Here is a 24,603-nt window from a genome sequence, read left to right as displayed (position 1 = left end):
GTACGACGTGGGAAAGGGACCGGCGTGATCAACCGCTACACGCGCCCCGCTATGGGGGCCATCTGGGAGCTACAGAACAAGTTCGAGATCTGGAAGGAAATCGAGGTGCTGGCGTGCGAGGCGCAGGCCGAGCTGGGGCAGTCCGGCATCACGAAGGAGGAGGCCGCGTGGATCCGCGCGCATGCTAACTTTACGGTGGAGCGCATCGACGAGATAGAGAAGGTGACGAACCACGACGTCATCGCCTTCACCACGAACATGGCCGAGTACATCGACGCCGACGTACCGGAAGGGCAGGAACCGCCGAGCCGCTGGGTGCACTACGGCATGACCTCGTCCGACCTGGGCGACACGGCGCTGTCCTACCAGATCACGCAGGCCATCGACATAATCCTGGCCGACATCAAGCAGCTGGGCGAGACGTGCAAGCGCCGCGCGTTCGAGTTCCAGGAGACGCTCTGCGTGGGCCGCACGCACGGCATCCACGCCGAGCCCATGACGTTCGGCATGAAGTTCGGCAGCTGGGCCTGGGCCTTGAAGCGCGCTCAGACGCGTATGGAGCAGGCGCGCGACGTGGCCGCCACGGGCGCCATCTCGGGTGCGGTGGGCACGTACTCCAGCATCGACCCGTTCGTCGAGCAGTACGTGTGCGAGCACCTGGGACTTGTGCCCGACCCGCTGTCCACGCAGGTGCTCGCGCGCGACCGCCACGCCCAGGTGATGGCCGGCCTCGCGGTGACGGCCTCCACGCTGGAGAGCATCGCCATGCAGGTGCGCCTCCTGCAGCAGTCCGACGTGATCGAGGCTGAGGAGCCGTTCACGAAGGGCCAGAAGGGCAGCTCCGCCATGCCCCACAAGCGCAACCCCATCACGGCCGAGCGCGTCTGCGGCCTGGCCCGCGTGGTGAAGTCCAACGCGCAGGTGGCCTTCGATGACGTGGCGCTGTGGTACGAGCGCGACATCAGCCACTCCGGTGCCGAGCGCGTGGTGCTGGCCGACAGCTTCACGGCGCTCGACTACATGTTCGCCAAGATGCAGTGGATGCTCGACGGCCTGCAAACCTACCCCGCCAAGATGGAGCACAACCTGTGGCGCACGAAGGGTCTCATCTTCAGCTCGAAGGTGCTGCTGGCCCTGGTGGACACGGGCATCAGCCGCGAGAACGCGTATGTGATCGTGCAGCGCAACGCCATGAAGGTGTGGGAGGACATCCAGAACGCGGTGGACGGCCCCACCTACCGCGAGAACCTCGAGGCCGACCCCGAGGCCACGCTGTCGAAGGAGACGCTCGATAAGATCTTCGACCCCTGGGACTTCCTCACCCGCAAGGACGTCGTGTTCGACCGTCTGCGCGACCTGGAGTTCTAGCCAGTCCTCAGCACGAAGTCGTCCGGCCCGACAAGCAGCACGTCGGGCCGGACGCTGGCGAGTTCCGTCAGCTCCTCGGTGAACCCGCTGATGCTGAACAGCGCAAACGACGCAGTGCGATCCTGCGAGTGCCAGCCCACCTTCGCAGCCTTTTCCTCGAGATCGCGCAGGATGTTGGCCCCGACAGGCGCTTTCCAAAATTTGCATTCACCGAAGGTTATGGAGCGCTCCCGCTCGCTGAGCGCGACGATATCCAGCTCGACATCGCCTGCGCCCCACCATCGTCCGACGCGTTCGGGAACGAAGGGCCACGTGCCCTGGGCCGCCAGTTCCCACACCTGGTCACGACACACGTTTTCATAAACGTAGGCTACGTGCCCATCTACGAAGCTCTCCTTGATCGATCGCATGACCGCGTCAGGATGGCCCGATTCGATGAGCCCGAGGTTCGGGAACACATAGCGGAACCAGAACAGCAGGAAGTTGTCCTTGATGCGGTAGAGGCCCTTCTTGCTTTTCTCCGGGTTACCCTCGGTTGCCGGCACGTCCCGCTCGAGGATGTCGAGGTCGATGAGTGCTTTCAGATACTTCGTCAGACTCGTCTGCTTGGCCTCCAGAACGGCGGCGATGTTTCCCAACTTCCTGTTTCCTGCGGCGATGGCCTTGATGACGGAATAGTACGTGCCCACTTCCCCCACCTCTTTTTGCAGGAGGAAGTTAGGCTCGTCGTACAAGAAGCTGCTCCGGTCAAGCACGTTGCGCGCGATGGCCTTGTAGATGTCGTCGTCATCATCATTGAACAACTCGATGTATTTCGGTACGCCTCCGGTGACGCTGTAGCGTTCGACCAGGTTGCGAAGCGGCATGGGTTTGAAGAACTGCGGGTAGAAGGCAAATGGCAGCTGCTTCATGCGCAGCTGGGCGGTACGCCTGCCGTAGAGGGGACTGCTGTAGGAGAGCGTCTGCGCCACCATCATGGTGATGAGCGAACCGCAAAGCACCACCATGACGTTGCGTTTACTGAGGAAGGTGTCCCATATTCGCTGCATGATTGAGGGGAAGGCGGGGTTGGCTTTCCCGAGGTTTTGAAATTCGTCGATGACGAGCACTATGCGGTCTTCTGTCTGCTGTTGTTGGGCTAGCCGCTCGAAGATGGGGTCCCACTGCTCGAAGCTCGCGCTTGCAAGCAAGGGGTCCCTGGCGAAAGCGGCGACGGCGTCTTTGAAGGCGCGCCGGTTCTGCGCCTCGGACTCCTCGGTCGCAAGGAAGTAGAGCGACGGCTTACCGCTCATGAACTCCACCAAGCATGAGGTTTTCCCAACACGCCGCCGACCGTACACGACGACGAGCGACGCCTCGTCGCGTCGGTATTCCCGCTCGAGCGCCGCCAGCTCCTCGTCTCTATCGATGAACTTCTTCATAGTCACCGCCTGTGCGCTCATTAATATACTGGTGAGTATTATACTGTATAGAATAACTTTGGCAACAACAGATCGGTTTCGTTCGGGCAACAGCCGTCTGCCGTGGGTATGGGGCCTCCGACAGGCCGCTTCCTCTCCGCTCGTAGAACAGTCCCTTTCGGCGGCAGCCCTGCTCGCGCGCGGATGCTATTCTGGCACGCATGACACACGCTCCCCGTGTCATCACGTGAGCCGGCTCTTTTCTGCGCAGAGACACTTTCCGGGCACGCGCCGTGCGCGTCGCGTCGCGTGCCCCCACGTCACGATCGTCCTGGCAAAGGGCGCGCGAAAGGGGCTCGTCAATGAAAAGGATCCATCCCGCATGGCTGATGCTTATCGCCTGCTGCTTTCTGCAAGCAGGCGGGCAGGGTACCATCATCAACTCGATCGGCATCATGATCCCCTCGGTTCTGGGCGACCTCCAGTTCTCGCAGGGCAGCTTCATGCTGTACCTCACGCTGCAAGGCCTGTTCATGGCCGGCGCGCTGCCCGTGGTGGGGCGCCTGCTGCCGAAATACAACATCCGCGCGGTCGTCTCGATCGCCGCGGTGGTGGTGGCGCTCGCGTACGCGAGCATGGGCCAGTTCCACGAGGTGTGGCAGTGGTACATCGCGGGGCCGGTGCTCGGCATTGCGGCCTGCGCGTTCATACTGACGGCGCCCATCATCATCTCCAACTGGTTCAAGAAGCGCACCGGTCTGGCGATGGGGCTGGCCATGGCATGCTCGGGCATCGCAGGCGCCATCGTGAACCCGCTCGGCGGCTTCTTCATCGAGGCGTTCGGCTGGCGCATCGCCTATGCGCTTTTGGCCGGCATCGCGCTCGTGCTCGTGCTGCCGTTCTCGCTGTTCGTGATCCGGTTCAAGCCGTCTGACATGGGCGTGGCCGCCTACGGCGCCGAAGACGTGCCGCAGGAGGGCGCCGTCTCGGGCTCGACGGCGGGCGACGGCCTGACCGGCGTGTCGGCGAAGACGGCCGTGAGGTCGCTCGCGTTCGTGTGCCTGTTCCTGGTGGCGAGCATCCTCTCGTTCGTCAGCTCGTTCATGCAGCTGCTGCCCACCTACGCCACCACCGGCGGCCTGGCGGCGCTGGCGGCGTACCTCGTGTCGGCGGCCATGATCGGCAACATCGTCGGCAAGCTGGTGCTCGGGTGGCTCAACGACAAGCTGGGCGCGCGCAACGCCACCATCGTGGGCCTGGGCCTGGGCGTGGTATCGCTCGCTCTCCTTCTGATGGCGATGGGCGGCACTGCGGCGCTGGCCTTGGCGGGCGCGGCCACGTTCGGCGCGATGACGGCGATGGTGCAGGTGTCGGTGCCGCTGATGGTGCGCACGGCATTCGGCCAGAAGGACTACAGCGCCATCTACTCCTATGTGTCCATCGCCACCACGCTCGTCGGGTCGCTCGGCCTCACCGTCATGGGGATGTCCTTCGACGCGTTCGGCTCCTACGCGCCCATCGTCTCGGTCATGATAGGCACCTGCGTGCTGGCGGCCGTGCTGGTGGCCGTGGGCCTGGCCGCCGCGGCCCGTCTGCCGCGCGATGGCGACGGCGGGAGCGGCGAGGCGCGGCCCCTGCCGAGGGAAGAGGCTCTCCCCGAGCTTGCGTGAGCCCGTCCCGCGCGCCGGCGGCGGATGCCGAGCGCGCGGGCTTCGGGGGCTGCCGGACGCATAGGGGTTTCCCCTCCAATCACGGTGCGTTTCGCTGACGACCAGGCTTTCCGCGGAAACTCGAAGCAAAAAGCCTTGCATTTGCCGTTCCGCGTCCTATAATCTAGTGATTACTTGATTGAATTAATGGGGAATAGAGCCGGAATCACCTGGCAAGGCGGTGAGCGGATAATGGCGACCCTCGAAAACCTGTCGCACTTCGATGCGCTTGCGGAAAGCGTCGGCCTTGCCGTGGTCCCCTCCGCCGCCTGCATCGTTGCATGCGACCGCTACTTCACCCTCCTCTGGGCGAACGACGCGTTCTATCGCCTGATGGGCTGCTCCGAGCAGGAGATGGGCTTTCGCTACGCGCGCCGGCTCAGCGCGCTGTGGGACGAGGACGCCAGCGACAACTTGGCGCGGCTTGCCCGCGGCGAGTTCGGAAGCGACGCCGCGGGAGCGTCCCGAACGGCAGAGTTCCGCCATTGCGTGAAGACGGCGTCTGCCACGCGAGAGCTGCGCACGAGCGCGGTGCGCCTGCTGTTCGACGACGACGCGGTGATCTGCTGCTTCTCGAGCGATTGCTCGCGAGAGGCGCAGCTCGAGGCAGGCATCGACCAGCTTCGCAGCCTCATGCAGTGCGTGTCGACCACCTCGGGCCTCGAGGCGTTCTCCTACGATGTCGAAACCCGCGCCGCGCGCGTCATATCCTCCTCACGCGTGCTGAACCGGCTGTGCGACGGCTCCATCTGCCCGGATTTCCCCGATGCCATGGTGGACGCGGGGCTCGTCCATCCCGAGGACGAAGAGGCCTTCCTGCGCGTGTTCTCGGAGCCGCCGGATTCCTGCTCGCCAACGCCTGAGCGGAGCATCCGCGCCTCGTGCGACGTGCGCCTGGGCGGCGCCGACGCGGAGACGGGGCGGTGGCGGTGGTATCGTCTGACGCTGGTGAACTGCCGAAACGAGTACCTTCCGGGAGGCTCGTCGGGCGGCGGCGTGCTCACGGATATCACGGAGCACAAAGAGCTCATCATGAAGTACCTGAACGAGACGCAGTTCTACTACGCCATGCTCGCCGAGCGGGAAGCCTACGCCCACGTGGACGCCACCGCGAACGTCATCATGAAGGTGGGCGGCATCTGGAACCTGTACAACGAGCTCGTTGCCACGGCGTCGTACTGGGACATCGTCGGCGAGTTCATGGGCAAGGTGGTGCACCCCGACGACCGCGCCCACTACACCGAGATCATGCGCTGCGAGAATTTCATCTCGTCGCTCGAGAACGGCATCGACCACCTGGAATGCGAGTTCCGGCGCATCGTCGAGCAGAACAAGATGGTGTGGATGAAGCTGGCCGTCCACCTGCTGAGGGATCCTGCGACCGGCCATGTGCTGGCCCTGCTCACCATCATGAACATCGACAAGAAGAAGCGCCAGGAGCTCATGCTGCAAAGCACCTCGGAGCGCGACCCGCTCACCGGCACGCTGCACAAGAAGGCCGCCGAAGCCGCCATCCGCGCGCGGCTGCGCAGCGCCGCCCCGTGCGACGTGAGCGCGTTCATGATCCTCGACATCGACGACTTCAAGCGCATCAACGACGAGCGCGGCCACAAGGCGGGCGATGCGGCGCTCATCCGCTTCATCGAGGTCGTGCGCTCCGTCGAAGGCAAGGACGACGTGCTCGGCCGTTTCGGCGGCGACGAGTTCATCCTGTTCGTGTCGAAGGCCTTCGACGAGGCGCACGTCACGACGCTCCTCGACGATCTGCTCGAGCGCTTGGCACGCGACGCGGCCCCCTCGCTGTCGTGCAGCGTGGGCGTGGCGATGCTGGAGGGCGAGGCCTCCTACGACGAGGCGTTCCGCCGCGCCGACATCGCGCTGTACGAGGCGAAGGCGGCGGGGAAGGGGGTGTGCCGCTTCTATCGCGACGCGGCCCGGCAGGACGAGGAGGAGGGGCTGACCAGCATGCGCCGCAAGCGCTCGGCCGCTGCCTCGCCGCCCGCGTCCGCCGAAACGGCGGCATCGGGCGCGCAGGAGGACGCCGCCCGGGCCTCCCTGTCCTTCGAGGATCTGCTGGCCGCCCAGGCCGGCGGCGCGCCGACGTTCGCCGATTTCCTTTCCGAGCAGGGCGAGATCGCCTACCTCGTGGACCCTGACACGTTCTCTCTCATCTGCGGCAACCAGGCGTTCTACGACCGCATCGGCGAAACCCCGTCGAGCTGCATGGGTATGAAGTGCTACGAGGCCATGCAGGGCCGCACGACGCCCTGCCCCTTCTGCAGCAAGGCGAACTGGTCCACCGATAAGTTCTTCATGTGGAAGAACAACAACGAGGCGCTCGAGCAGGAGTTCCTCATCAAGAACAAGCTGGTCTCCTGGCAGGGCCGCGAGGTGCTGCTGGCCATAGCCGTGGACATCTCCAACGACAAGAGCATCGTGGACTCGCTGGACAACGGCATGGCGGAGGGCCATTACCTGCTGGCGGGCATCCAGCAGATGAACGCCGCCGAGAGCCTCGCCGACGTGCTCGACTGCGCCCTGGCTACGGTGGCCGGGTTCTTCCGCGCCGACTGCGTGCGGTTCTGGACGCGCGAGAGCGCCGAAGCGACCTACCGGTGCACGGTCACCTGGTCGCGCAAGCCGGGCGCCCTGCGTCCGAACCTGCCTGACAACCGGGGGCTCGACACGTGGCTGATCAGCAACGACTGGAGCGAGCCCATCATGGTGGAGAGCCCCGAGGCGGTGCTGCGGTCCTCGTTCGCGCTGTACCGGTACATGGTGGACAACGACGTGGACAACATGCGCTGGGCGGTTTTGCGCGACGGGGCGCAGGACGTGGTTCCGAGCGAGTTCCTCTCGGTGGAGAACCTCCACGTGAACCTGCAGAACGTGTCGTTCTTGGAGCAGTTCGCGGCCTTCGTGGTGGCCGAGCTGCGCAAGCGCCGCATGATGGACGAGCTTCTGCACGCCAGCAGCCACGACGACCTGACGGGCCTGCTGAACCGCGATTGCTACGAGCGCCGCATCGCCCAGTTCGACGCCGACGGCGTGGAGAGCGTGGGCGTGGTGTCGGCCAACGTCAACGACATGAAGCGCATCAACGCCGCCAAGGGGTTCGCGGCGGGCAACTACTACCTCAAGCAGTTCGCCATCATGCTGACCGACGAGTTCTCCCACAACGACGTGTACCGGCTCAACGGCGACGAGTTCGCCGTGATCGCCTGCAACCTGCCGCGGGAGGAACTCGAGCGCCGCATCCGCGGCCTGCGCGACCTCGTCGACTCGAACGGCCTGTTCACCACCGCCATCGGATTTTCGTGGGACGAGGTGGAGAAGAACGTGTCCGAGCTGACGGAGCAGGCCGTCGCGGCCATGGAGGCCGACAAGCGCCGCTTCCACGACACGGCGGGCGACGGGACGACCGACGACGACAGGCGCGCGTCGCTGCGGCGCATGGTGGCCGCCATCGAGAACGGCCTGTTCCTGGTGTACCTGCAGCCCAAGGTGAGCCTGGAAACCGGCGAGGTGATCGGGGCCGAGGCGCTCGTCCGCTATCGCGACGCCAGGCGCGGCATCATAGCGCCCGGCCGCTTCATCCAGGTGCTCGAGGAGAACGGGCTGATCCGCCACGTCGACCTGTTCGTGTTCGAGCAGACGTGCCGCCTGATCGAGGGATGGGGCCGCGAGGGCAGGGCGGTGCCGGTGTCGGTGAACCTGTCGCGGCGCACCGTGCTGGACAGCGACATCATATCCAGCATGGAGAGCATCGCCCGGCGCTACGATATCGATCGCAGCCTGCTGGAGATCGAGATCACCGAGAGCTTCGCCACCGTGGGCAAGGGCGTGCTGTACCAGACCGCCGCCGACCTGCTGACGGCGGGCTTCTCGCTTTCGCTCGACGACTTCGGCACGAAGTACACCGACCTGTCCATCCTGTCCAGCATCGATTTCAACATGATCAAGCTGGACAAGAGTCTGATCGATGCGCTCGGCGCCGATAGGACGAAGCAGATCGTGGTGAAGCACATCATCGGCATGTGCGACGAGCTGCGCATCGACGTCATAGCCGAAGGCGTGGAGACCGCCGAGCAGGAGCAGCTGCTGCGCGGGCTGGGCTGCCGCCTGGGGCAGGGCTACCTGTACAGCCGGCCCCTCCCCGTGGAGGACTTCGAGCACGCGTTTTTGGCGGCGGAACCCGAGGACCCCGAGGGCGTCGAGGGCCGCGCGTAGGGGCTTCGCGCGGCCCTCGATCCGCTAGATGCTGCGCGCCGCCGCGTTGCCGGTGCAGATGGCGTCGCCGATGTTGAAGGGCTTGGCGCAGTCGCCCACGGGGAACACGTCCATGGCCAGGCCCTTCGCCAGCTCGGTATTCGGCAGGCTGTCGAGCGCCTCGATGACGGTGCCGCAGGCAAGCTCCACCTCTGCGCCGGATTCCGTGGTGATGGCAAGCGAGCCGTCGCCGACGGATTTCACGGTCGCCCCCGGCCAGAAGCGCGTGCCGAGCGCCTTGATGAGGGGCTGCGTGTAGGTCTTGATCCAGAACGAGTGGCCCTCGCCGATGGCGCTCGCGGGACTCGGCGTGACCACCTGCACGTGCTTGCCCTGCGCGAGCAGGTACATCACCGTGTCGATGGCCTGGGCGTTCGAGCCGATCACCACCGCGTCGTCGGCGATGTCGGCGGTCATGAAGTCGTCGATGGAGACGACGTTCGTGCCCGCGGAGGACGAGAGCCCCAGCGTGTCGCGCGTGCCGCCCACGGCCAGGATCACCGCGTCGGGCTTCTTCTCGCTGATGAGCGCCGCGTCCACCTCGGTGCCGGTGACCACGTTCACGCCGGCCACCTCGAGCTCCTTCGCGAGGTACGTCTTGAGGGGGATGAGGTTCTCGTGCGGGCCCTTCACGTTGCTCGCGAACTCGAGAAGGCCGCCCAGCATGCTCTTCTTCTCGTACAGCGTGACCGTGTGGCCGCGCTCGGCGGCGACGCGTGCGGCCTCCATGCCAGCCGGGCCGCCGCCCACCACCATCACGTTCTTGGGAGAGGCGGCCGGCTCCGGCTCATAGGCACCGGGCAGCTGGCCGGACACGAAGCGGAACGGGTGCGCGGCGTTCGTGCGGCAGCTGAACGTCAGGTTGCCCTCGCCGTCGGCGTCCCAGTGGCAATGCATGCAGCGCGTGCAGGGGCGGATCTCGTCGAGGCGGCCGTCCTTGAGCTTGGCCAGGTACTCGGGCTCCACGTTCAGCGGGCGGTTCATCAGGATGAAGTCCAGCTCGCCGTTCTTGATGAGGTTCTCGAAGAACTCGGGGTCGCGTGCCGGGTCCATGTAGGTGACCGCGCCCACGGGGATGCTCACGGCTTTCTTGATCTCGGCCGCCACCTTCGTCATGACGCCCAGGCCGGACTGGTCGGCCTTCAGCATGCCCTGCCAGTGGCGCTCGAAGTCGAACTGCGTGCCGTAGCCCGTGGTGCCCTCGATGCCGTAGCCGGCGAAGTAGAGGTCGCCTGCGAACTCGGCTACGTGCTGGCCGCAGGGCCCGATGCGGATGTGCAGCGAGTCGGCTCCGGCGGCCTCGATGAGCTTGCACATCTCCTTGTTCTCCTCAACGGTGGCGAACAGCGCGTTGTCGCCGACGTTCTTGTCGTTCTCCTCCACGCCGTTGATGAGCACCTGCACGGGGAAGTCGGCGCCGCATTCCTGCTTGATGCCGCGCACGATCTCGCACACGAAGCGCGTGCGGCTTTCGAACGACTGCGGGCCGTACTCGTCGTCGCGCTTGTTGCGGTTGCGCGACATGAACGTCTGGCCGATGTTCTCGCCGGCGGCGTTGATCTCCACGCAGTCGAAGCCGCAGGCCTTGAGCGTGGCGGCGGCCTTGACGGTGTCGGCGACAAGGTCGGTGATCTCCTGCGCGGTCATGTCCATGCAGTCGGAGGACTGGAACATGGCGCTGGGGTCGGGCTCGAAGCCGCTGAACATGAGGCCCATGGTGGCAAGCTGATAGCCGGCCAGGCTGCCGTTGTCGTGGATGGTCTGGGCGAACGTCATGAGGTCGTCCTCGGTCCAGTCGACGATCTTGCCCACGTCGGCGATGGCGCGGAAGTGGTCGTAGAGCTCCGCGAAGTCGTCGCAGTAGATGACGCTCGCGCCGCCCTTCGCCAGCATGCCGTAATACTGAAGGTGCAAGTCGCCGGTGATGCCCTGCGACGTGACGCCGATGTAGCCGGCGGCCGACTTTACCACGCGGTTGGGCAGCGTGAGCGCGCCCATGTTCCACTCGGTAAAGAGTGACGGGCACGTGCCGCTCGCGGCGGCGGGCGTGTCGGTCTGCGGGTTCAGCTGCGCGGCGTGGGCGCGCACGTTGCCGCCGGTCGCGTTCGCGGGCGCGGATGCGGAGCTGCCGCCCTCGGACGGGGCTGTGGCCGGCGCCTGCTGCGGCGCGCAGCCGGCAAGGCCCATCGTGGCCAGCGCGCCGGCGGTCAGGGCCGAACCGGTCAGGAACGAGCGCCTCGAAAGATTTCCCATAGTGCTTCCTCTCTCCTTGGATCTGCATGCCCTTTGAGGGGCGGCATCCAAGATAGGGGAAGGGCGCGGCCGGTCCGTGTCTCAAACTGGGTGATTCGCGCCGGGAGCTGGGTGAATCGAGGATTGCCGTAGTCGAAGCCCCTCTTTGCCATCCTGAGCGAGCGAAGCGCCGAAAGATTCAAAAACGGATCGCGCGCTCGACGTCGATGCCTTCGCAGTGGGTGATCAGCTCTTGGCGGGTGTGGATGCCGGTGGCGCGGTAGATGCGCTTCACGTGGGAGCGCACGGTGTTCTGCGAGATGACCAGCTCCTCGGCGATGGCGGGCACGTTCTTGCCGCGCAGCAGCAGCTCGAGGATCTCCGTCTCGCGGTCGCTCAGCTGGCAGTCGCGCTGCACGACGCGTGCGCGCAGCGTCGGCTCGGAGGGGGAGGGGATGGGGTCGGCTTCACGGGGTGCGGGCGTGGTCGACGGCGAATCGTCGGGCGGCTCCTGCCGCTGCCGGCGCGCGAACATGAACGCCATGCTGAGGATGTAGATGCAGAAGAACACGCCGAACACCACGAGCAGGTCGGTCGAACTGGAGGTTTGCAGCACCAGCGGCATGACCTCCTCGAGCACCACGCACACTGCCATGAGGGCGAAGAGCCCCGCGGCGTAGAAGAACTCGAACGTCAGCCGGCCCTTGCGGGCGATGGCCATGGCGTCCACGCAGAACAGCGAGCTCACCACCACGAAATGCAGGCACGAGCCGATGTAGAGCATGGCCAGGGAGTACGCGTGGCCGGCGAACGGCACCGGGAACAGGGCCAGGATGAGCACCGGCGTGACGAACTTGAAGAACTGCACCGAATGCAGCGGCGCCCTCAGGTGCCTCAGGACGAAGAAGAGGACGACGGCCGCGCTCGCCTGGGCCGCGCACACCACGCCCAGCTGGACGCTCGACGCGAGCGTGTTCGCGAGCCCCATGTAGTTCATCGTGGGGGCGATGGTCTCGAGCGCCGCGACGCAGAAGAGCACGCCGGCGAAGCTCTTGAACGCGGGCAGGTAGCGCGTCCGCAGTTCAAGGGCGGGATCCGGACGCGGCGAGGGGCCCTCCGGGCGCGCGCCGACGCGGATGAGGGCGCTGCACAGCGCGGAGGCGAGCAGCGAGATTCCCAGGTAAACATGCAGCTGGCCTTGCGGGGCGAGGGCGAACACGGCGTTGATGAGCGCCGAGCACGCAAGCACGAGGGGGAAGAGCACGCGCGCCCGGTCGAATGCGCGGTAGATGCGCACCACCCAGAAGATGGACAGGCAGGCGAACGACCAGCCGGTGCAGAACGCCGCGACGCACAGCGCGGGAAGGCTGCTCGTCCACAGCCCGCTGAGGAACAGGGCGGCGGCTGCGACGACGGGCGCGTAGGTGGTTCGCGCGTGGAACATGCCGCTTTCGTTGGAGCGCAGCGAGATGCACGCGCGCGCGGCGATGCCGGCCAGCATGCCGAGCGTCGCGAGCCACAAATACCAGTCGGCGAACGCCTGCGCGGCCGGCCCGAACAGGAACCCGCCCGTCAGCGTGGTGCTGCCGTTCCACACGCCGATGCCGTACAGGCTCAGATTCGTGCCCGCCCCCACGGCTATGAGCAAAGACTCGCGCTTGGAATCCACGACGCACCCCTCCTTCGACGGCCCATTATACTGAATCGCCGCCCCGCGTGCGGAGGAGGGAAATGCGAGACGGTTCAAGGCATCCGACTTTACGAAGAGGCATGCTCCAAGATGCGCCGCGCCGTGTTGCGACTCACTTTCGCGACGTCGCCCCTGTTCAAGTAGGCGTAGATGTTGCCGAGATTGAGGTCGAGATCCTTGCAGATCCGGTACGCGGTGAGCTCGCGTTCGCGCATGAGGGCAAGCGAATCAGTTGTTGAGCGGTATGTCGATAAAACGGTTCGCCAGGAATGCGCGCCGAACTTTTTTGAAGCGGTCGGGCGTGTCCGGCGCCTCAAGGAAGAGGGGCTCCGCGAGCCTGGGGGCATCCGTTGCCGCGCTCTCGCACAGCTTCTTGATGCTGTCCGTTTGCAGGCCCGAAAGCTCCCGGCAATAGAGGCGGAGAAAGCCTCGGAACGTAAGGTTCATCGTCCGTGCCTCTCTTTCAGCAAGGCGAATGCATGGGCCATTTCATCGTAGCGCCGTTACACGAGGGCCGAGGCTCGCGCAGCATGCCGATTGTCGACCGAAACACACGCCACAGGAGCGTTTTGCGTGTGTTTCGGTCGACAATCGGGTGCGACGAGCCGCCCCTGGCAACACGGGCAAGCGAATCAGTTGTTGAGCGGTATGTCGATGAGGCGGTTCGCCAGGAATTCGGCGGGGGTCTTCACGCGCTCGTCTTCCGGGAAGTGCTTCTTGTTGCCGGTGATGAGGATGGCGTCCCAGCTGCGAGCGGCATCGTAGAATTTCTGGTCGTCCGCGTCGGCGCACGACGGGGACGAGAGGCCGCGAGAGACCGGGTCGGCGCAAAGTCCGATCGTCCTTACGATTTTGAGAATCGCCTCCACCTCGGCTTCGTCGAAACCGAATTTGGGGCGCGAGAGCACTGCCTCATACTCGCGGTAGATCGATGCCGTGTACACCCATCCGTAATGGCGCTCGATGCAAAGACCGAGCAGCAGCGACGGCTTGCCGTGCTTCCTGTTCTGCCACAGAGCAGAAACGAGGATGTTGGTATCGAGGATGAGGTAGGTCATGAAGCTGAGATCTCGGAGCGGGCGGCGGCGATCTCCTGCTCTATTTCCTCGTCCGAGAGGGGACGGGCGGCGGTTTTGCTCCAGATGTTCCGCAGCGTTCGCATAGCCGTCCATTCGTCGAAAGACCGCACCGCGTCGTTGAGCGTCTCGAAGTCCGACAAGTCGACCATCATGAGATCGATCTTGCCATTGGTGCTGATGTAGGCGCACCCCTGCGTACGAGCGGCATCGCACACAGCCTTCGTTCTGGAAGCAAGCTCACTCGAAGTATAAACATTCATAGCAATCTCCCTCTATAAAAGTCAATACCATAGTATACAGGATTGTATATAAGAAATCATCTCCCAGGTTGATCCTTCTGAGCGAGCAAGTCAGCCTTCCGGCGGGCGGGGCGAGGGGTCTGATGCGAGTTCCGCACGAGCCGGACAGCCCAGTGGGCTGTCCGTGCGAGCAGGACTGTCCGAGCAGCAGGCCCCTCGCCCCGCCCGCGCCCCCGAGGAGACGGATTAAGCGAGCGGCGACCAGGTGCGCACGAGGCAGCACTTGCGCGGTTCGCCGTCGAGGGGCTTGTCGTCCAGGTTCGTGAACGTCACCAGCACGTCGTGCGTCCCCGTCGAGGCGAGGTACTCGCCCTCCTTGTCCGCGCCGTCCTCGGGATAGATGGCGAACCACTCGCGCGTCACCGGATTCACCCCGCTCACGGCCGACGTGGATTTCACCATGAAGAACGACCCGCACCAGGCCGGCGCGGCAGAGGGCGACCTGTCGAACCACAGCCAGGGAGAGCCGCTGTAGTCGCCGTTGGTCACCGCGGCCTCGGGCAGGTAGGTGCCCAGGTTGGCGATGCCGTCGCCGTACTGGTAGCTGCCATCGAACGCGAACGTGAAGCCCGTCTCGCCGTATCCGGCCTCGAGCGGCCGCATGGACGCGGGCAGCACGAGCGAGTCGAGCACCTGGCCCGACTCGGCGTCGAGCCGGGTGAGCTGGTAGTGGATCGAGCCGGTATCGGTGCGCGGCGTGATGACCACGGAGTCGCGCATCCCGTAGGGCGGCGAGGCCAGGCGCCCGTGCGACGTCCACACCGTCTCCACGTCGTTCGTCCCCATGGTGGCGCGTTTGACCAGCGAATCCTCGGCCTTCTTCGCCCCGTCAGCCTTCGGCAGCACCTGCCAGAAGGCCCGGTTGCCCACGGCGGCGAGGGTGGGCGTCTCCCACTCCCCGTCGCCCTCCTCCACGAGCGCGGGCGCGCCGAGGGCCGAGCCGTCCCAGCGCGCGGTGTAGACGCGCCATATGCCGTCGAGGATGTCGGCCTCGGTCCACACGAGCCCCGACGACGTGGCGCGCACATCGTAGATCTCGAAGCCCTCGTCCAGGCCCACCGCCTGCTCGAGCACCACCACGTAGCTGCCGGACGACAGCATCACCAGCCCGGCCTGCGTGAGGGGCTTGCCCTCCTCCGTGGGCAGCAGGCAGGCCGCGACGGACTCGTCGTTCGCCCACACGAGCGAGCCGAAGGGCAGCTCGCAGCTGCTTGTCAGTTGCATGCGCTCCGCCGAGTCCACCTCGGCGAACAGGTCGGATGAGAGCACGGCCGTCACGGCGCTCTCCGGCACTTCGAGCACCGTGAGCTCGTCGTCGGCGTCCTTCGCCATCTGCTGGGCCACGACGGTGGCGCCGCCGCCGACCGCGGCCAAAGCGCCTACGCCGAGCGCTCCATACAGAAAGTGCCGCCTGGTCAGAAGCACCTCGCCGCCGCCCGGCGTGGGAACGCGCACGCCGTCGTCGGCAGGAGCGGAGGATCGGGGCGAAGGGGAGGGCCGGCCGTTGCCGGCGGCGCCTGACGAGGAGCGCCGATGCGCCCCGCGCCCGCCGGCGGCATTCGGGCCCCCAAAACCCGCGACGTTGCCGATGCTGGGCGCACCGCCGCGCCCGCCGGCGCTCGGGCCGCCTGCGCCGCCGAAGCCGGAGACGTTGCCCACATGTCCGCCGCGACCGCTCGCGCCTTTGCCGCCCGCGTACGGCGACCCTCCGGAGTTCGAGGCATTGTGCCTGTTCGCACGGCGTTTCGATGCGCTCGTGGGCTTGACGTGGCTGGCGTGTGTGGGTCTGCGGGTTACCATGGTGTTTATTGTGTCATTTCACGCACAGGTTCCAGCCGCCTTCAGGGGAATTGCTACAATAACTGCAAACACGACCAGCGGGCTCGGGGCTGGTCCGCGCAGGGAACGCGGGCCGTTCTGCTGCCGAGATGACAACGAGCTTGAGGAGTGATCCATGAGCAACGAAACGCGACGCATACTGCTCGTCGAAGACGAGAAGGCCATCCGCGACGCCGTGACGGCGTATCTTGAGCGCGAGAACTACTGGGTGACGGCGGTGGGTGACGGCCAGGAGGCTCTCGAGGAGTTCTCCAAGCACCACTTCGACCTGGTCATCCTCGACCTCATGCTGCCCCGCGTGCCGGGCGAGCGCGTCTGCCGCGCCATCCGCGACAACTCCGACGTGCCCATCATCATGCTCACCGCGAAGGGCGAGGTGGAGGACCGCATCATCGGCCTGGAGCTGGGTGCCGACGACTACCTGGTCAAGCCGTTCAGCCCCCGCGAGCTGGTGGCCCGCTCCCGTGCGCTTCTGCGCCGCGTGCACGCCGACAGCGAGCCGCAGCGCGAGGTGCTGGAGTTCGGCGAGCTCACCATCGACGTGTCGGGCCACAAGGTGCTGGTGAACGGCGAGGAGATCGACCTCACGGCCAGCGAGTTCAAGCTGCTCACCACGCTGTCGCGCTATCCCGGCCGCGTGTACTCGCGCATGGAGCTGGTGGAGAAGGTGCTCGGCTACGACTTCGAGGGCTACGAGCGCACCATCGACTCGCACGTGAAGAACCTGCGCGCGAAGATCGGCGACAATCCGCGCAGCCCGAAGTGGCTGCACACCGTGCACGGCGTGGGGTACCGCTTCGAGGATCCCACGAAAGCCGCCCAGTAACCGAACGTGCGGGACAAAAGAGAACAGGCTGCGGCCGCCTCTGGCAGCGCGCGCGAGGACGCGGGCAGCCCGAAGGCGGCCGAACGCATCACGGTGGACGCCGAAAGCGCCGTGACGGGTCCGCTCAAGCTGCCGACCGACGGCGAGGGCAGCGGGAAGAAACGCGCGCGCAAGCGCTTCAGCTGGGCGAACCTCACGTACACCACGCGCGTGACCGTGGCGTTCGCCTGCATCGCCGCCATGACCGCCCTCGTGGCCATCGGCGTGCTGTCGTTCGTGTGGGAGCAGCACTTCCAGACGTACACGCAGCAGAACATGGAAAAGCTTGCTGAATCGACAGCCGAGCAGATCGCTGAGGTATACCAGGAGACCGGCAGGCTGGACGATCCCGGCGTTATCGCAGCCGCCCTTTACGCCGAGAAGCTTAATGGCGTGGGCGTGAAGATAGTCGACAACCAAGACGGTTCGACCGTGTACGACTCAACGATGGTCGGTGATGAGCAGGGAAGGCGGGGAAAGCTGGGCTCCGATCAAGGCTCGCTCGCTCCTCCGCCCGGCGCTCGAGACCAGCTCGCCATCGCAAAGATCGTTTCCGATAACGTTGCTGTGGGGTCCGTCCACATGTGGGTGTACGGCTCTGAGGCTCTGCTGCGCCAAACCGACGAGGCGTTCCGCGATAATTCGTACCAGGCCATGATGTTCGCCACGGTGCTCGCCATCCTTCTGGCGTCGTGCATCGGCTTCTTGTTTGCGCGCACCCTCGTAGCGCCCATCAACCGCATGACCAAGACCGCCAAGGCCATCAAGGAAGGCGACCTCAACGCGCGCACCCAGCTGCACGGCGAGGACGAGATCGCCCGCCTCGGCGAGACGTTCGACGAGATGGCCGACTCCATCGAGCGCGACCGCGAGCTGGAGCGCCGCCTCACCACCGATGTGGCGCATGAGCTGCGCACGCCGCTCATGGCCATCCAGTCCACCGTGGAGGCCATGGTGGACGGCGTGTTCGAGGCCGACCCCGAGCATCTGGAAACGGTGAACTCCGAGGTGCAGCGCTTGAGCCGCCTGGTGGATTCGCTGCTGAAGCTCTCGCGGCTGGAGAACCGCTCCACGCCGATGAAGACCGAGGTCGTGGACGTGGGCAAGCTCATCGCGGGCATTATAGCCACGCACGAGGCGTTCGTCGCCGACTCCGGCCTCACGCTGGAATACCAGATGGAGCCCGGCGTGCGCGTGGTGGGCGATGCCGACATGATCCGCCAGGCCACGGCCAACCTCATCTCCAACGCCGTGCGCTACACGCCCGAGGGCGGCCATATCACCGTGCGCGTGAAGCGCGGCGACATCATGGCGTCCATCGCGGTGCAGGACACGGGCATCGGCCTGTCGCCCGAGGAGGCGAAGATGGTGTTCTCGCGCTTCTGGCGCGCCGACGCGGGACGCACGCGCGAGAGCGGCGGCTTGGGCGTGGGCCTGGCCGTGGTGAAGGAAATCGTCGAGCGCCACAACGGCTGGGTGCAGGTGGAAGGCCGCAAGGGCGCGGGCGCGTGCTTCACCATCCACATCCCGCTGTACCACGAGGAGCATCCGCAAAAGGGGACGAAAACGCAGAGATCGCGCGGGAAGTCGCGCAAGGATGCGAAATAGACGATAATAAGGAGCGCCGACAGAGAAGGGGCGCGCCGACCGTCGCGCTCGCCTTGCGGCGATTGAGAGAACGATGAAAGGACCAGCATGACCGGAATCGACATCAAGCCTGATGCGCAGGGTAAAGTGCGCGATCTTTACGATCTGGGGGACAAGCTGCTGCTGGTGGCGACCGACCGCATCTCGGCGTTCGATTACATCCTGGAGGACGAGATCCCGCACAAGGGCGCGGTGCTCACGCAGCTGTCGTGCTTCTGGTTCGAGCTGCTGGACGGCGTGGTGGAGAACCACCTGATCAGCGCCGACGTGGCCGACCTGCCCGAGCAGTTCAGGCCGTACGCCGACTACCTGCGCGGGCGCTTCATGCTGGTGAAGAAGGCCGACATGTTCCCCGCCGAGTGCATCGTGCGCGGCTACCTTGCCGGCAGCGGACTCAAGGAGTATCAGAAGCAGGGCACGGTGTGCGGCATCGAGCTGCCCGCGGGCCTGGTGAACTCCTCGAAGCTGCCCGAGCCCATCTTCACGCCGTCGACGAAGGCCGAGATCGGCGACCACGACGAGAACATCAGCTTCGAGCGCCTTGTGGAGATCATCGGCGAGGACGACGCCTCGCAGCTGCGCGACCTGGCGCTCAAGGTGTACACTACCGCGCGCGACCATGCGGCCGAGCGCGGCGTGATCATCGCCGACACGAAGTTCGAGTTCGGGCGCCTAGACGGCCGCATCATCCTGGCCGACGAGGTGCTCACGCCCGACTCCTCGCGCTTCTGGCCCGGCGACGAGTACGCCGAAGGCACCGACCAGCCCAGCTTCGACAAGCAGTTCGTGCGCGACTGGCTCACCGCCAACTGGGACCGTCAGGGCAATCCGCCCCGCCTGCCCCAGGACGTCATCGACCGCACGAGCGAGAAGTACATCCAGGCCTACGAGAAGATCACCGGCAGGAAGTTCGCGTACTAGAGCATCTGGCGGCGTTGTCGCAGGTTGCGTAGGGCAAGGGCTCTGCCCTTGCCGCGAACCTGGGACAACGCCGCATGTTGACGGCAAGGGCAGAGCCCTTGCCCTACGGTTTCGGCACGACCATGCCGCGTAAAGGAGTAGCAAACCCATGTCCCAACGCAATCCCATGAACGACCGCTACCAGACCGACGAGCATCGCGGCCAGACGCGCAAGAGCGCCGCCACCATGAAGCCCAAGTCGAAGGCGGCCTCCTCGGTGCGCATGCAGCCCACCACCAAGACCAAGCAGCAGAAGAAGGCCGAGAAGAAGGCCCAGCGCGCCAAGCAGTCCGAGATCGATCGGCAGTATTACAACCCGCCCACGGCGGAGTACAAGCGCTTGCGCAAGCTGTGGTGGGCGCTGCTCATCGCGGCCATCGTGCTGACGGCGCTGTCGTGGGTGGGCCGTTCGTTCCTGCCCGAGGTGGGCACGTACATCGCGCTCGGCCTGGCGTACGCGTGCATCATCGGCGCGCTGTACGTGGACTTCTCCAAGATCCGCAAGGTGCGCCGCGCGTACCAGGAGGAGATGATGGCGCACAAGTCCAAGGAGATGCGCGCGATCGAGAAGCAGCAGAAGGCCGCCCAGCGCGCCCAGAAGCAGGAGGCCGCCGAGAAGTACGAGGAGGCCAAGTCCCTCGAGGAGGAGAAGCCCAAGAAGGGCCTGTTCGGCAGCGGGTTCCGTCTGGGGAAGGCGGAGAAGGCCAAGGCGGCCGAGGCCGAGAAGCAGGCGGAATCGCAGGACTCGAAGAAGTAAGGTGGGGACCATGGTTTCTCGCGTGTATGTGGAGAAGAAGCCCGGCTTCGACGTGGAGGCCCAGCAGCTGGCCCACGAGCTGCGCGACATCCTGGGCATCGAGCGGTTGGAGGGCCTGCGCCTGGTGAACCGCTACGATGTGGAGGGCATCTCCGAGGAGCTTTTCGCGCAGTGCGTGCCCACGGTGTTCAGCGAGCCGCAGTCCGACGTTGCGTCTTTGAAGATGCCGGTGGCTGACGGCGCGGCCGTGTTCGCGGTGGAGTACCTGCCCGGGCAGTTCGACCAGCGCGCCGACTCGGCCAGCGAATGCATCCAGCTGATCAGCCAGGGCGAGCGCCCCGAGGTGCGCAGCGCGAAGGTGTACCTGCTGGAGGGCCCGCTGACCAGCGATGACGTGGCCGCCATCAAGCACTATGTGATCAACCCCATCGAGGCGCGCGAGGCTTCCTTGGAGGAGCGCGAGACGCTGCATATGGAGCAGCCCGTGCCGCCCATGGTGGAGACGATCGAGGGCTTCCTGGAGCTGGACGAAGCCGGCTTGGCGGCATTCATCGACGCGCGCGGGCTCGCCATGGACGAGGCCGACCTGGCGTTCTGCCAGCAGTACTTCGCGGAGGAGGGGCGCAACCCCACCATCACCGAGATCAAGATGATCGACACCTACTGGTCCGACCACTGCCGCCACACCACGTTCGGCACCGTGCTGGACGACGTCGTGGTGGAGGACGAAGCCGTGCGGGCCGCCTTCGAGAAGTACCTGGCCATGCGCCACGAGCTGGGCCGCGACGAGAAGCCGGTGTGCCTCATGGACATGGGCACCATCGGCGCGCGCTGGCTGAAGGCGAAGGGCATCCTCACCGGGCTCGACGAGTCCGAGGAGATCAACGCCTGCACCGTTAGGTGCAAGGTGGACGTGGACGGCGAGGAGCAGGACTGGCTGTACCTGTTCAAGAACGAGACGCATAACCATCCCACCGAGATAGAGCCGTTCGGCGGCGCGGCCACCTGCGTGGGCGGCGCCATCCGCGACCCCTTGAGCGGTCGCAGCTACGTGTACCAGGCCATGCGCCTGACCGGCGCGGCCGACCCGCTCGTGCCCGTGAGCGAGACGCTGCCCGGCAAGCTGCCGCAGCGCAAGCTGGTGACCACGGCGGCGGCGGGCTATTCCTCGTACGGCAACCAGATAGGACTCGCAACCGGCCAGGTGAACGAGCTGTACCATCCCGGCTACGCCGCCAAGCGCATGGAGATCGGCGCGGTGGTGGGCGCGACGCCGGCCGACCACGTGCGGCGCGAGACGCCGGCGCCGGGCGACGTGATCGTGCTTCTGGGCGGGCGCACGGGCCGCGACGGCATTGGCGGCGCCACGGGATCGTCGAAGGCGCACAAGCTGGAGTCGCTCGAGACGTGCGGCGCCGAGGTGCAGAAGGGCAACGCGCCCGTGGAGCGCAAGATACAGCGCCTGTTCCGCCGCGGCGACGCGTGCCGCATGATCAAGCGCTGCAACGACTTCGGCGCTGGCGGCGTGTCCGTGGCCGTGGGCGAGCTGGCGGACGGCCTGTTCATCGACCTGAACAAGGTTCCCAAGAAGTACGAGGGCCTCGATGGCACGGAGCTCGCCATCGCCGAGAGCCAGGAGCGCATGGCCGTGGCGCTGGCGCCCGAGGACGTGGACGCGTTCATCGCGCTCGCGCACGAGGAGAACCTCGAGGCCACGCCCATCGCCGAGGTCACCGAAGAGGCGCGCGTGCGCATGGTGTGGAACGGGTCGACCATCGTGGACGTGAGCCGCGACTTCCTGAACAGCAACGGCGCGGCGAAGCACCAGGCGGTGCGCGTGGTGCCGGGCGGCGCCTATGAGCGCGCCTGGGAGGGCGAGACGCTGGCCGAGCGCCTGGGCGCGCTCGTGCGCGATCTGAACGTGTGCTCGAACAAGGGCCTGTCGGAGCGCTTCGACTCCACCATCGGCGCGGCCACGGCGCTCATGCCGTTCGGCGGTTCGCGCCAGCTGACGCCGGCCATGGCCATGGTGGCGAAGCTGCCCGTGTTCGGCGAGACCACCACCGTGAGCGGCATGGCCTGGGGCTTCAACCCCTACCTCACGGCGGCGAACCCGTTCGTGGGTTCGTATATCGCCGTGGTGGAGAGCGTGGCGAAGCTGGCCGCGGCCGGTTTTGCGCGCGAGGACATGTACCTCACGTTCCAGGAGTATTTCGAGAAGCTGCGCGACGAGCCCGAGCGCTGGGGCAAGCCCGCCGCGGCTGTGCTGGGCGCGCTGATGGCCCAGGTGGATTTGGGCGTGGGGGCCATCGGCGGCAAGGACTCCATGTCCGGCAGCTTCGAGCAGCTGGACGTGCCGCCGACGCTCGTGAGTTTTGCGACGGCCGTGGGGAGCATCGACCGCGTGACGTCGCCCGAGTTCAAGGGCACGGGCCACCGCGTCGTGCGCATCGCGCCCGCGGCCTACGAGGGCGTCGTGCCTGAGGCGGCGGGACTTTTGGAGGCCATCGCGCTGGTGGAGCGCCTCATCGGCGAGGGCGCGGCGCTCGCCGTGTCCACCCCCGGCTACGGCGGCACCGCCGAGGCTCTGTTCAAGATGTGCGTAGGCAACGGCATCGGCGTCGCCATCTGTCATCCTGAGCGAGCGAAGCGAGTCGAAGGATCCCGTGCGGCGTCAGCCGACGACCTCTTCGCCCCCGCCTACGGCAGCTTCCTCGTGGAGCTGGCCGACGACGCCCAGGTGCCCGCCGGCACCGACGCCCTGCACGTGGAAGTGCTGGGCGAGACGACGGAAGCCTACGAGTTCGCCGCCTGCGGCGAGACGATCCCCCTCGCCGACCTGCAAGAAGCCTGGGAGTCCCAGCTCGAGCCCGTCTTCCCGTACCGCAGTAAAGATTGTCATCCTGAGCGGAGCGAAGCGCCCGATGTCATCCTGAGCGGAGCGCCGCAAGGCGCGGAGTCGAAGGATCCCGTGCGGCGCCAGCCGGCAACCTCTCCGGTGGAGCAGCTCTCCTTCGACAGCGCCACGCCCCTCACCTACAACGGAACCATCGCGCGCCCGCGCGTGGTGATCCCCGTGTTCCCCGGCAACAACTGCGAGTACGACAGCGCCCGCGCGTTCGAGCAGGCCGGGGCCGTGGTGGACACCTTCGTCATCAACAACCTCACGCCCGACAAGGTGGCCGAGAGCACGGCCGAGCTGGTGCGGCTCATCAACAACAGCCAGATCATCATGCTGCCCGGCGGCTTCTCCGGCGGCGACGAGCCCGACGGCTCCGCCAAGTTCATCACGGCGTTCTTCCGCGCCCCTGCGGTGACGGAGGCGGTGCGCGACCTCCTGCAGAACCGCGACGGCCTGATGCTCGGCATCTGCAACGGCTTCCAGGCGCTCGTGAAGCTGGGCCTCGTACCGTTCGGCGACATCCGCCCCATGGACGAGGACTGCCCCACGCTCACGTTCAACAACATCGGCCGCCACCAGAGCCGCCTCGTGCGTACGCGCGTGGCGTCCAACCTGTCGCCGTGGCTGAGCCGCTGCGAGGTGGGCGACGTGCACACGGTGCCCATCAGTCATGGCGAGGGCCGCTTCGTGGCCAGCAACCAGCTGCTCGCACAGATGCGCGACGCAGGTCAGATCGCCACGCAGTACGTGGACGCGAGCGGCGTGCCGTCCATGGACCTGGACGTGAACCCCAACGGCTCGGCCTGGGCCATCGAGGGCATCACCAGCCCCGACGGCCGCGTCCTCGGCAAGATGGGCCACAGCGAGCGCCGCGGCGCCGGCCTCTACCAGAACGTCCCCGGCGACCTCTTCCAGCCCCTCTTCGAAGGCGGCGTAGGCTACTTCACCGACTAATGTCCCAAATGGGGACAGTCCCCATTTGGGACATCCATTTGGGACATCTGAGCGGCGCGTCCTTCGGGGCGCGCCGCTTTGTTATACTGGGTCAAAGTCCCGCGACGAAAGGCGGCCCGCAATGAAGATCCTCGGCATGGGAATCCCTGAGCTCCTGGTTATCGGAGCGGTGTTCTTCTTCGCGCTGGTCGTGGTGGCTATCGTGCTGGTGGTGAACCGGTCGTCAACCTCGAAACCCATCCCACCGGTTCAATACGCTCCGCACAACGATGTCGCGCTCCGCAGCGCCGCCGCGTACCAGCGCCTGACCCAACTAGACGACCTGCGCAAACGCGGCGCGCTCACCGAAGAGGAGTTCCAGCAGAAGAAGCAAGAGGTCATGGCCGATCTGTAGGAGGTGCGCAATGGGTTTTCTGGGGGCGTTCAATCGCGGGCTGAGCGGGGACGATAGCTACGAGATCGTGGGCATCTAGGTGGAATGCTCGCATTGCGGCGGCACCGCGTTCGACGAGCGGTCGGCGCAGCTCAACACCATGGGCCTCACGTTCCTCGACCTCGATTGGGCGAACAGGAGCGCCACGGTGCTCGCCTGCAAAGGCTGCGGCCATCTTGAATGGTTCTTGTGATGCGAAC

Annotated in this window: 17 protein-coding genes; 10 read left to right on the top strand and 7 right to left on the bottom strand. The window is 66.1% G+C overall.

Going from position 1 to position 24,603, the window contains the following annotated elements:
* The first annotated feature begins 24 nt into the window (after positions 1-24).
* Entirely contained in the window at positions 25-1,368 is a 1,344-nt protein-coding gene (gene purB / locus FX134_RS08545) for an adenylosuccinate lyase (RefSeq protein WP_080800446.1), read from the top strand.
* On the opposite strand, the gene FX134_RS08540 is transcribed toward purB, so the two are convergent.
* Positions 1,365-2,789 (bottom strand): ATP-binding protein, encoded by a 1,425-nt coding sequence (locus FX134_RS08540; RefSeq protein ID WP_080800443.1) that lies wholly within the window; start codon positions 2,787-2,789, stop codon positions 1,365-1,367. The two genes, purB and FX134_RS08540, sit on opposite strands and share 4 nt — an antisense overlap.
* 341 nt (positions 2,790-3,130) lie before the next feature.
* Between FX134_RS08540 and FX134_RS08535 the strand changes: the two genes are divergently transcribed.
* Both FX134_RS08535 and FX134_RS08530 read left to right on the top strand, forming a co-directional pair.
* Entirely contained in the window at positions 3,131-4,438 is a 1,308-nt protein-coding gene (locus FX134_RS08535) for an MFS transporter (protein WP_232050880.1), read from the top strand.
* A gap of 231 nt (positions 4,439-4,669) precedes the next feature.
* The gene (locus FX134_RS08530; protein ID WP_172623434.1) at positions 4,670-8,707 is read left to right on the top strand and encodes a bifunctional diguanylate cyclase/phosphodiesterase; all 4,038 of its coding nucleotides are present in this window, start codon (positions 4,670-4,672) and stop codon (positions 8,705-8,707) included.
* 24 nt (positions 8,708-8,731) lie between these two features.
* Here the strand turns inward: FX134_RS08530 and FX134_RS08525 are convergent, their stop codons facing one another.
* From FX134_RS08525 to FX134_RS08505, 6 genes are all read right to left on the bottom strand, one after another.
* Positions 8,732-10,999: an oxidoreductase gene (locus FX134_RS08525; RefSeq protein ID WP_080800437.1), complete on the bottom strand. Its 2,268-nt coding sequence runs from the start codon at positions 10,997-10,999 to the stop codon at positions 8,732-8,734.
* A gap of 178 nt (positions 11,000-11,177) precedes the next feature.
* Positions 11,178-12,647, bottom strand: a complete 1,470-nt coding sequence (locus tag FX134_RS08520) for a helix-turn-helix domain-containing protein (RefSeq protein WP_080800432.1) — start codon at positions 12,645-12,647, stop codon at positions 11,178-11,180.
* Between the two features lie 249 nt (positions 12,648-12,896).
* The gene (locus tag FX134_RS08515) at positions 12,897-13,115 is read right to left on the bottom strand and encodes a hypothetical protein (RefSeq protein ID WP_080800429.1); all 219 of its coding nucleotides are present in this window, start codon (positions 13,113-13,115) and stop codon (positions 12,897-12,899) included.
* 185 nt (positions 13,116-13,300) lie between these two features.
* Positions 13,301-13,726: a putative toxin-antitoxin system toxin component, PIN family gene (locus tag FX134_RS08510; protein ID WP_172623433.1), complete on the bottom strand. Its 426-nt coding sequence runs from the start codon at positions 13,724-13,726 to the stop codon at positions 13,301-13,303.
* A complete protein-coding gene (locus FX134_RS14570; protein ID WP_172623432.1) occupies positions 13,723-14,007 on the bottom strand; it encodes a hypothetical protein in 285 nt (94 codons plus the stop codon). The genes FX134_RS08510 and FX134_RS14570 overlap by 4 nt, the downstream gene beginning before the upstream one ends.
* A 225-nt stretch (positions 14,008-14,232) precedes the next feature.
* A complete protein-coding gene (locus FX134_RS08505) occupies positions 14,233-15,705 on the bottom strand; it encodes a Tat pathway signal protein (protein WP_172623431.1) in 1,473 nt (490 codons plus the stop codon).
* Between the two features lie 295 nt (positions 15,706-16,000).
* On the opposite strand from FX134_RS08505, the gene FX134_RS08500 reads away from it, so the two are divergent.
* The 7 genes from FX134_RS08500 (at position 16,001) to FX134_RS08470 (ending at position 24,596) form a co-directional block, all read left to right on the top strand.
* Positions 16,001-16,711, top strand: coding sequence for a response regulator transcription factor (locus tag FX134_RS08500; protein ID WP_080800423.1), 711 nt, complete (start codon positions 16,001-16,003; stop codon positions 16,709-16,711).
* Positions 16,712-16,717: 6 nt separating this feature from the next.
* Positions 16,718-18,358, top strand: a complete 1,641-nt coding sequence (locus FX134_RS08495; RefSeq protein WP_080800420.1) for a sensor histidine kinase — start codon at positions 16,718-16,720, stop codon at positions 18,356-18,358.
* An 87-nt stretch (positions 18,359-18,445) separates the two neighbouring features.
* Complete coding sequence (locus FX134_RS08490; RefSeq protein WP_080800416.1) at positions 18,446-19,318, top strand: phosphoribosylaminoimidazolesuccinocarboxamide synthase; 873 nt, start codon at positions 18,446-18,448, stop codon at positions 19,316-19,318.
* A gap of 148 nt (positions 19,319-19,466) precedes the next feature.
* On the top strand, positions 19,467-20,114 hold the full coding sequence (locus tag FX134_RS08485) for a hypothetical protein (RefSeq protein WP_080800413.1): 648 nt from the start codon (positions 19,467-19,469) through the stop codon (positions 20,112-20,114).
* Between the two features lie 10 nt (positions 20,115-20,124).
* Positions 20,125-23,970: a phosphoribosylformylglycinamidine synthase gene (locus tag FX134_RS08480; protein ID WP_080803913.1), complete on the top strand. Its 3,846-nt coding sequence runs from the start codon at positions 20,125-20,127 to the stop codon at positions 23,968-23,970.
* 121 nt (positions 23,971-24,091) lie between these two features.
* Positions 24,092-24,364 carry an SHOCT domain-containing protein gene (locus tag FX134_RS08475; protein WP_080800411.1) on the top strand — a complete coding sequence of 91 codons (273 nt, stop codon included), beginning with the start codon at positions 24,092-24,094 and terminating at the stop codon, positions 24,362-24,364.
* A 79-nt stretch (positions 24,365-24,443) separates the two neighbouring features.
* Complete coding sequence (locus FX134_RS08470) at positions 24,444-24,596, top strand: hypothetical protein (RefSeq protein ID WP_232050879.1); 153 nt, start codon at positions 24,444-24,446, stop codon at positions 24,594-24,596.
* Positions 24,597-24,603 lie beyond the last annotated feature (7 nt).

It is taken from the genome of Arabiibacter massiliensis, from assembly GCF_902386925.1.
GTDB lineage: Bacteria > Actinomycetota > Coriobacteriia > Coriobacteriales > Eggerthellaceae > Arabiibacter > Arabiibacter massiliensis.
The sequence above is the reverse complement of the archived record's forward strand: the minus strand, read 5'-3'. Positions and strand labels throughout refer to the sequence as shown.

Bases quoted from the DNA above. Each gene is read 5' to 3' on its own strand.
- FX134_RS08540 (WP_080800443.1), bottom strand. From the start codon at position 2,789: ATGAAGAAGTTCATCGATAGAGACGAGGAGCTGGCGGCGCTCGAGCGG.
- FX134_RS08535 (WP_232050880.1), top strand. From the start codon at position 3,131: ATGAAAAGGATCCATCCCGCATGGCTGATGCTTATCGCCTGCTGCTTT.
- FX134_RS08530 (WP_172623434.1), top strand. From the start codon at position 4,670: ATGGCGACCCTCGAAAACCTGTCGCACTTCGATGCGCTTGCGGAAAGC.
- FX134_RS08525 (WP_080800437.1), bottom strand. From the start codon at position 10,999: ATGGGAAATCTTTCGAGGCGCTCGTTCCTGACCGGTTCGGCCCTGACC.
- FX134_RS08515 (WP_080800429.1), bottom strand. From the start codon at position 13,115: ATGAACCTTACGTTCCGAGGCTTTCTCCGCCTCTATTGCCGGGAGCTT.
- FX134_RS08510 (WP_172623433.1), bottom strand. From the start codon at position 13,726: ATGACCTACCTCATCCTCGATACCAACATCCTCGTTTCTGCTCTGTGG.
- FX134_RS14570 (WP_172623432.1), bottom strand. From the start codon at position 14,007: ATGAATGTTTATACTTCGAGTGAGCTTGCTTCCAGAACGAAGGCTGTG.
- FX134_RS08500 (WP_080800423.1), top strand. From the start codon at position 16,001: ATGAGCAACGAAACGCGACGCATACTGCTCGTCGAAGACGAGAAGGCC.
- FX134_RS08490 (WP_080800416.1), top strand. From the start codon at position 18,446: ATGACCGGAATCGACATCAAGCCTGATGCGCAGGGTAAAGTGCGCGAT.
- FX134_RS08485 (WP_080800413.1), top strand. From the start codon at position 19,467: ATGTCCCAACGCAATCCCATGAACGACCGCTACCAGACCGACGAGCAT.
- FX134_RS08480 (WP_080803913.1), top strand. From the start codon at position 20,125: ATGGTTTCTCGCGTGTATGTGGAGAAGAAGCCCGGCTTCGACGTGGAG.
- FX134_RS08475 (WP_080800411.1), top strand. From the start codon at position 24,092: ATGAAGATCCTCGGCATGGGAATCCCTGAGCTCCTGGTTATCGGAGCG.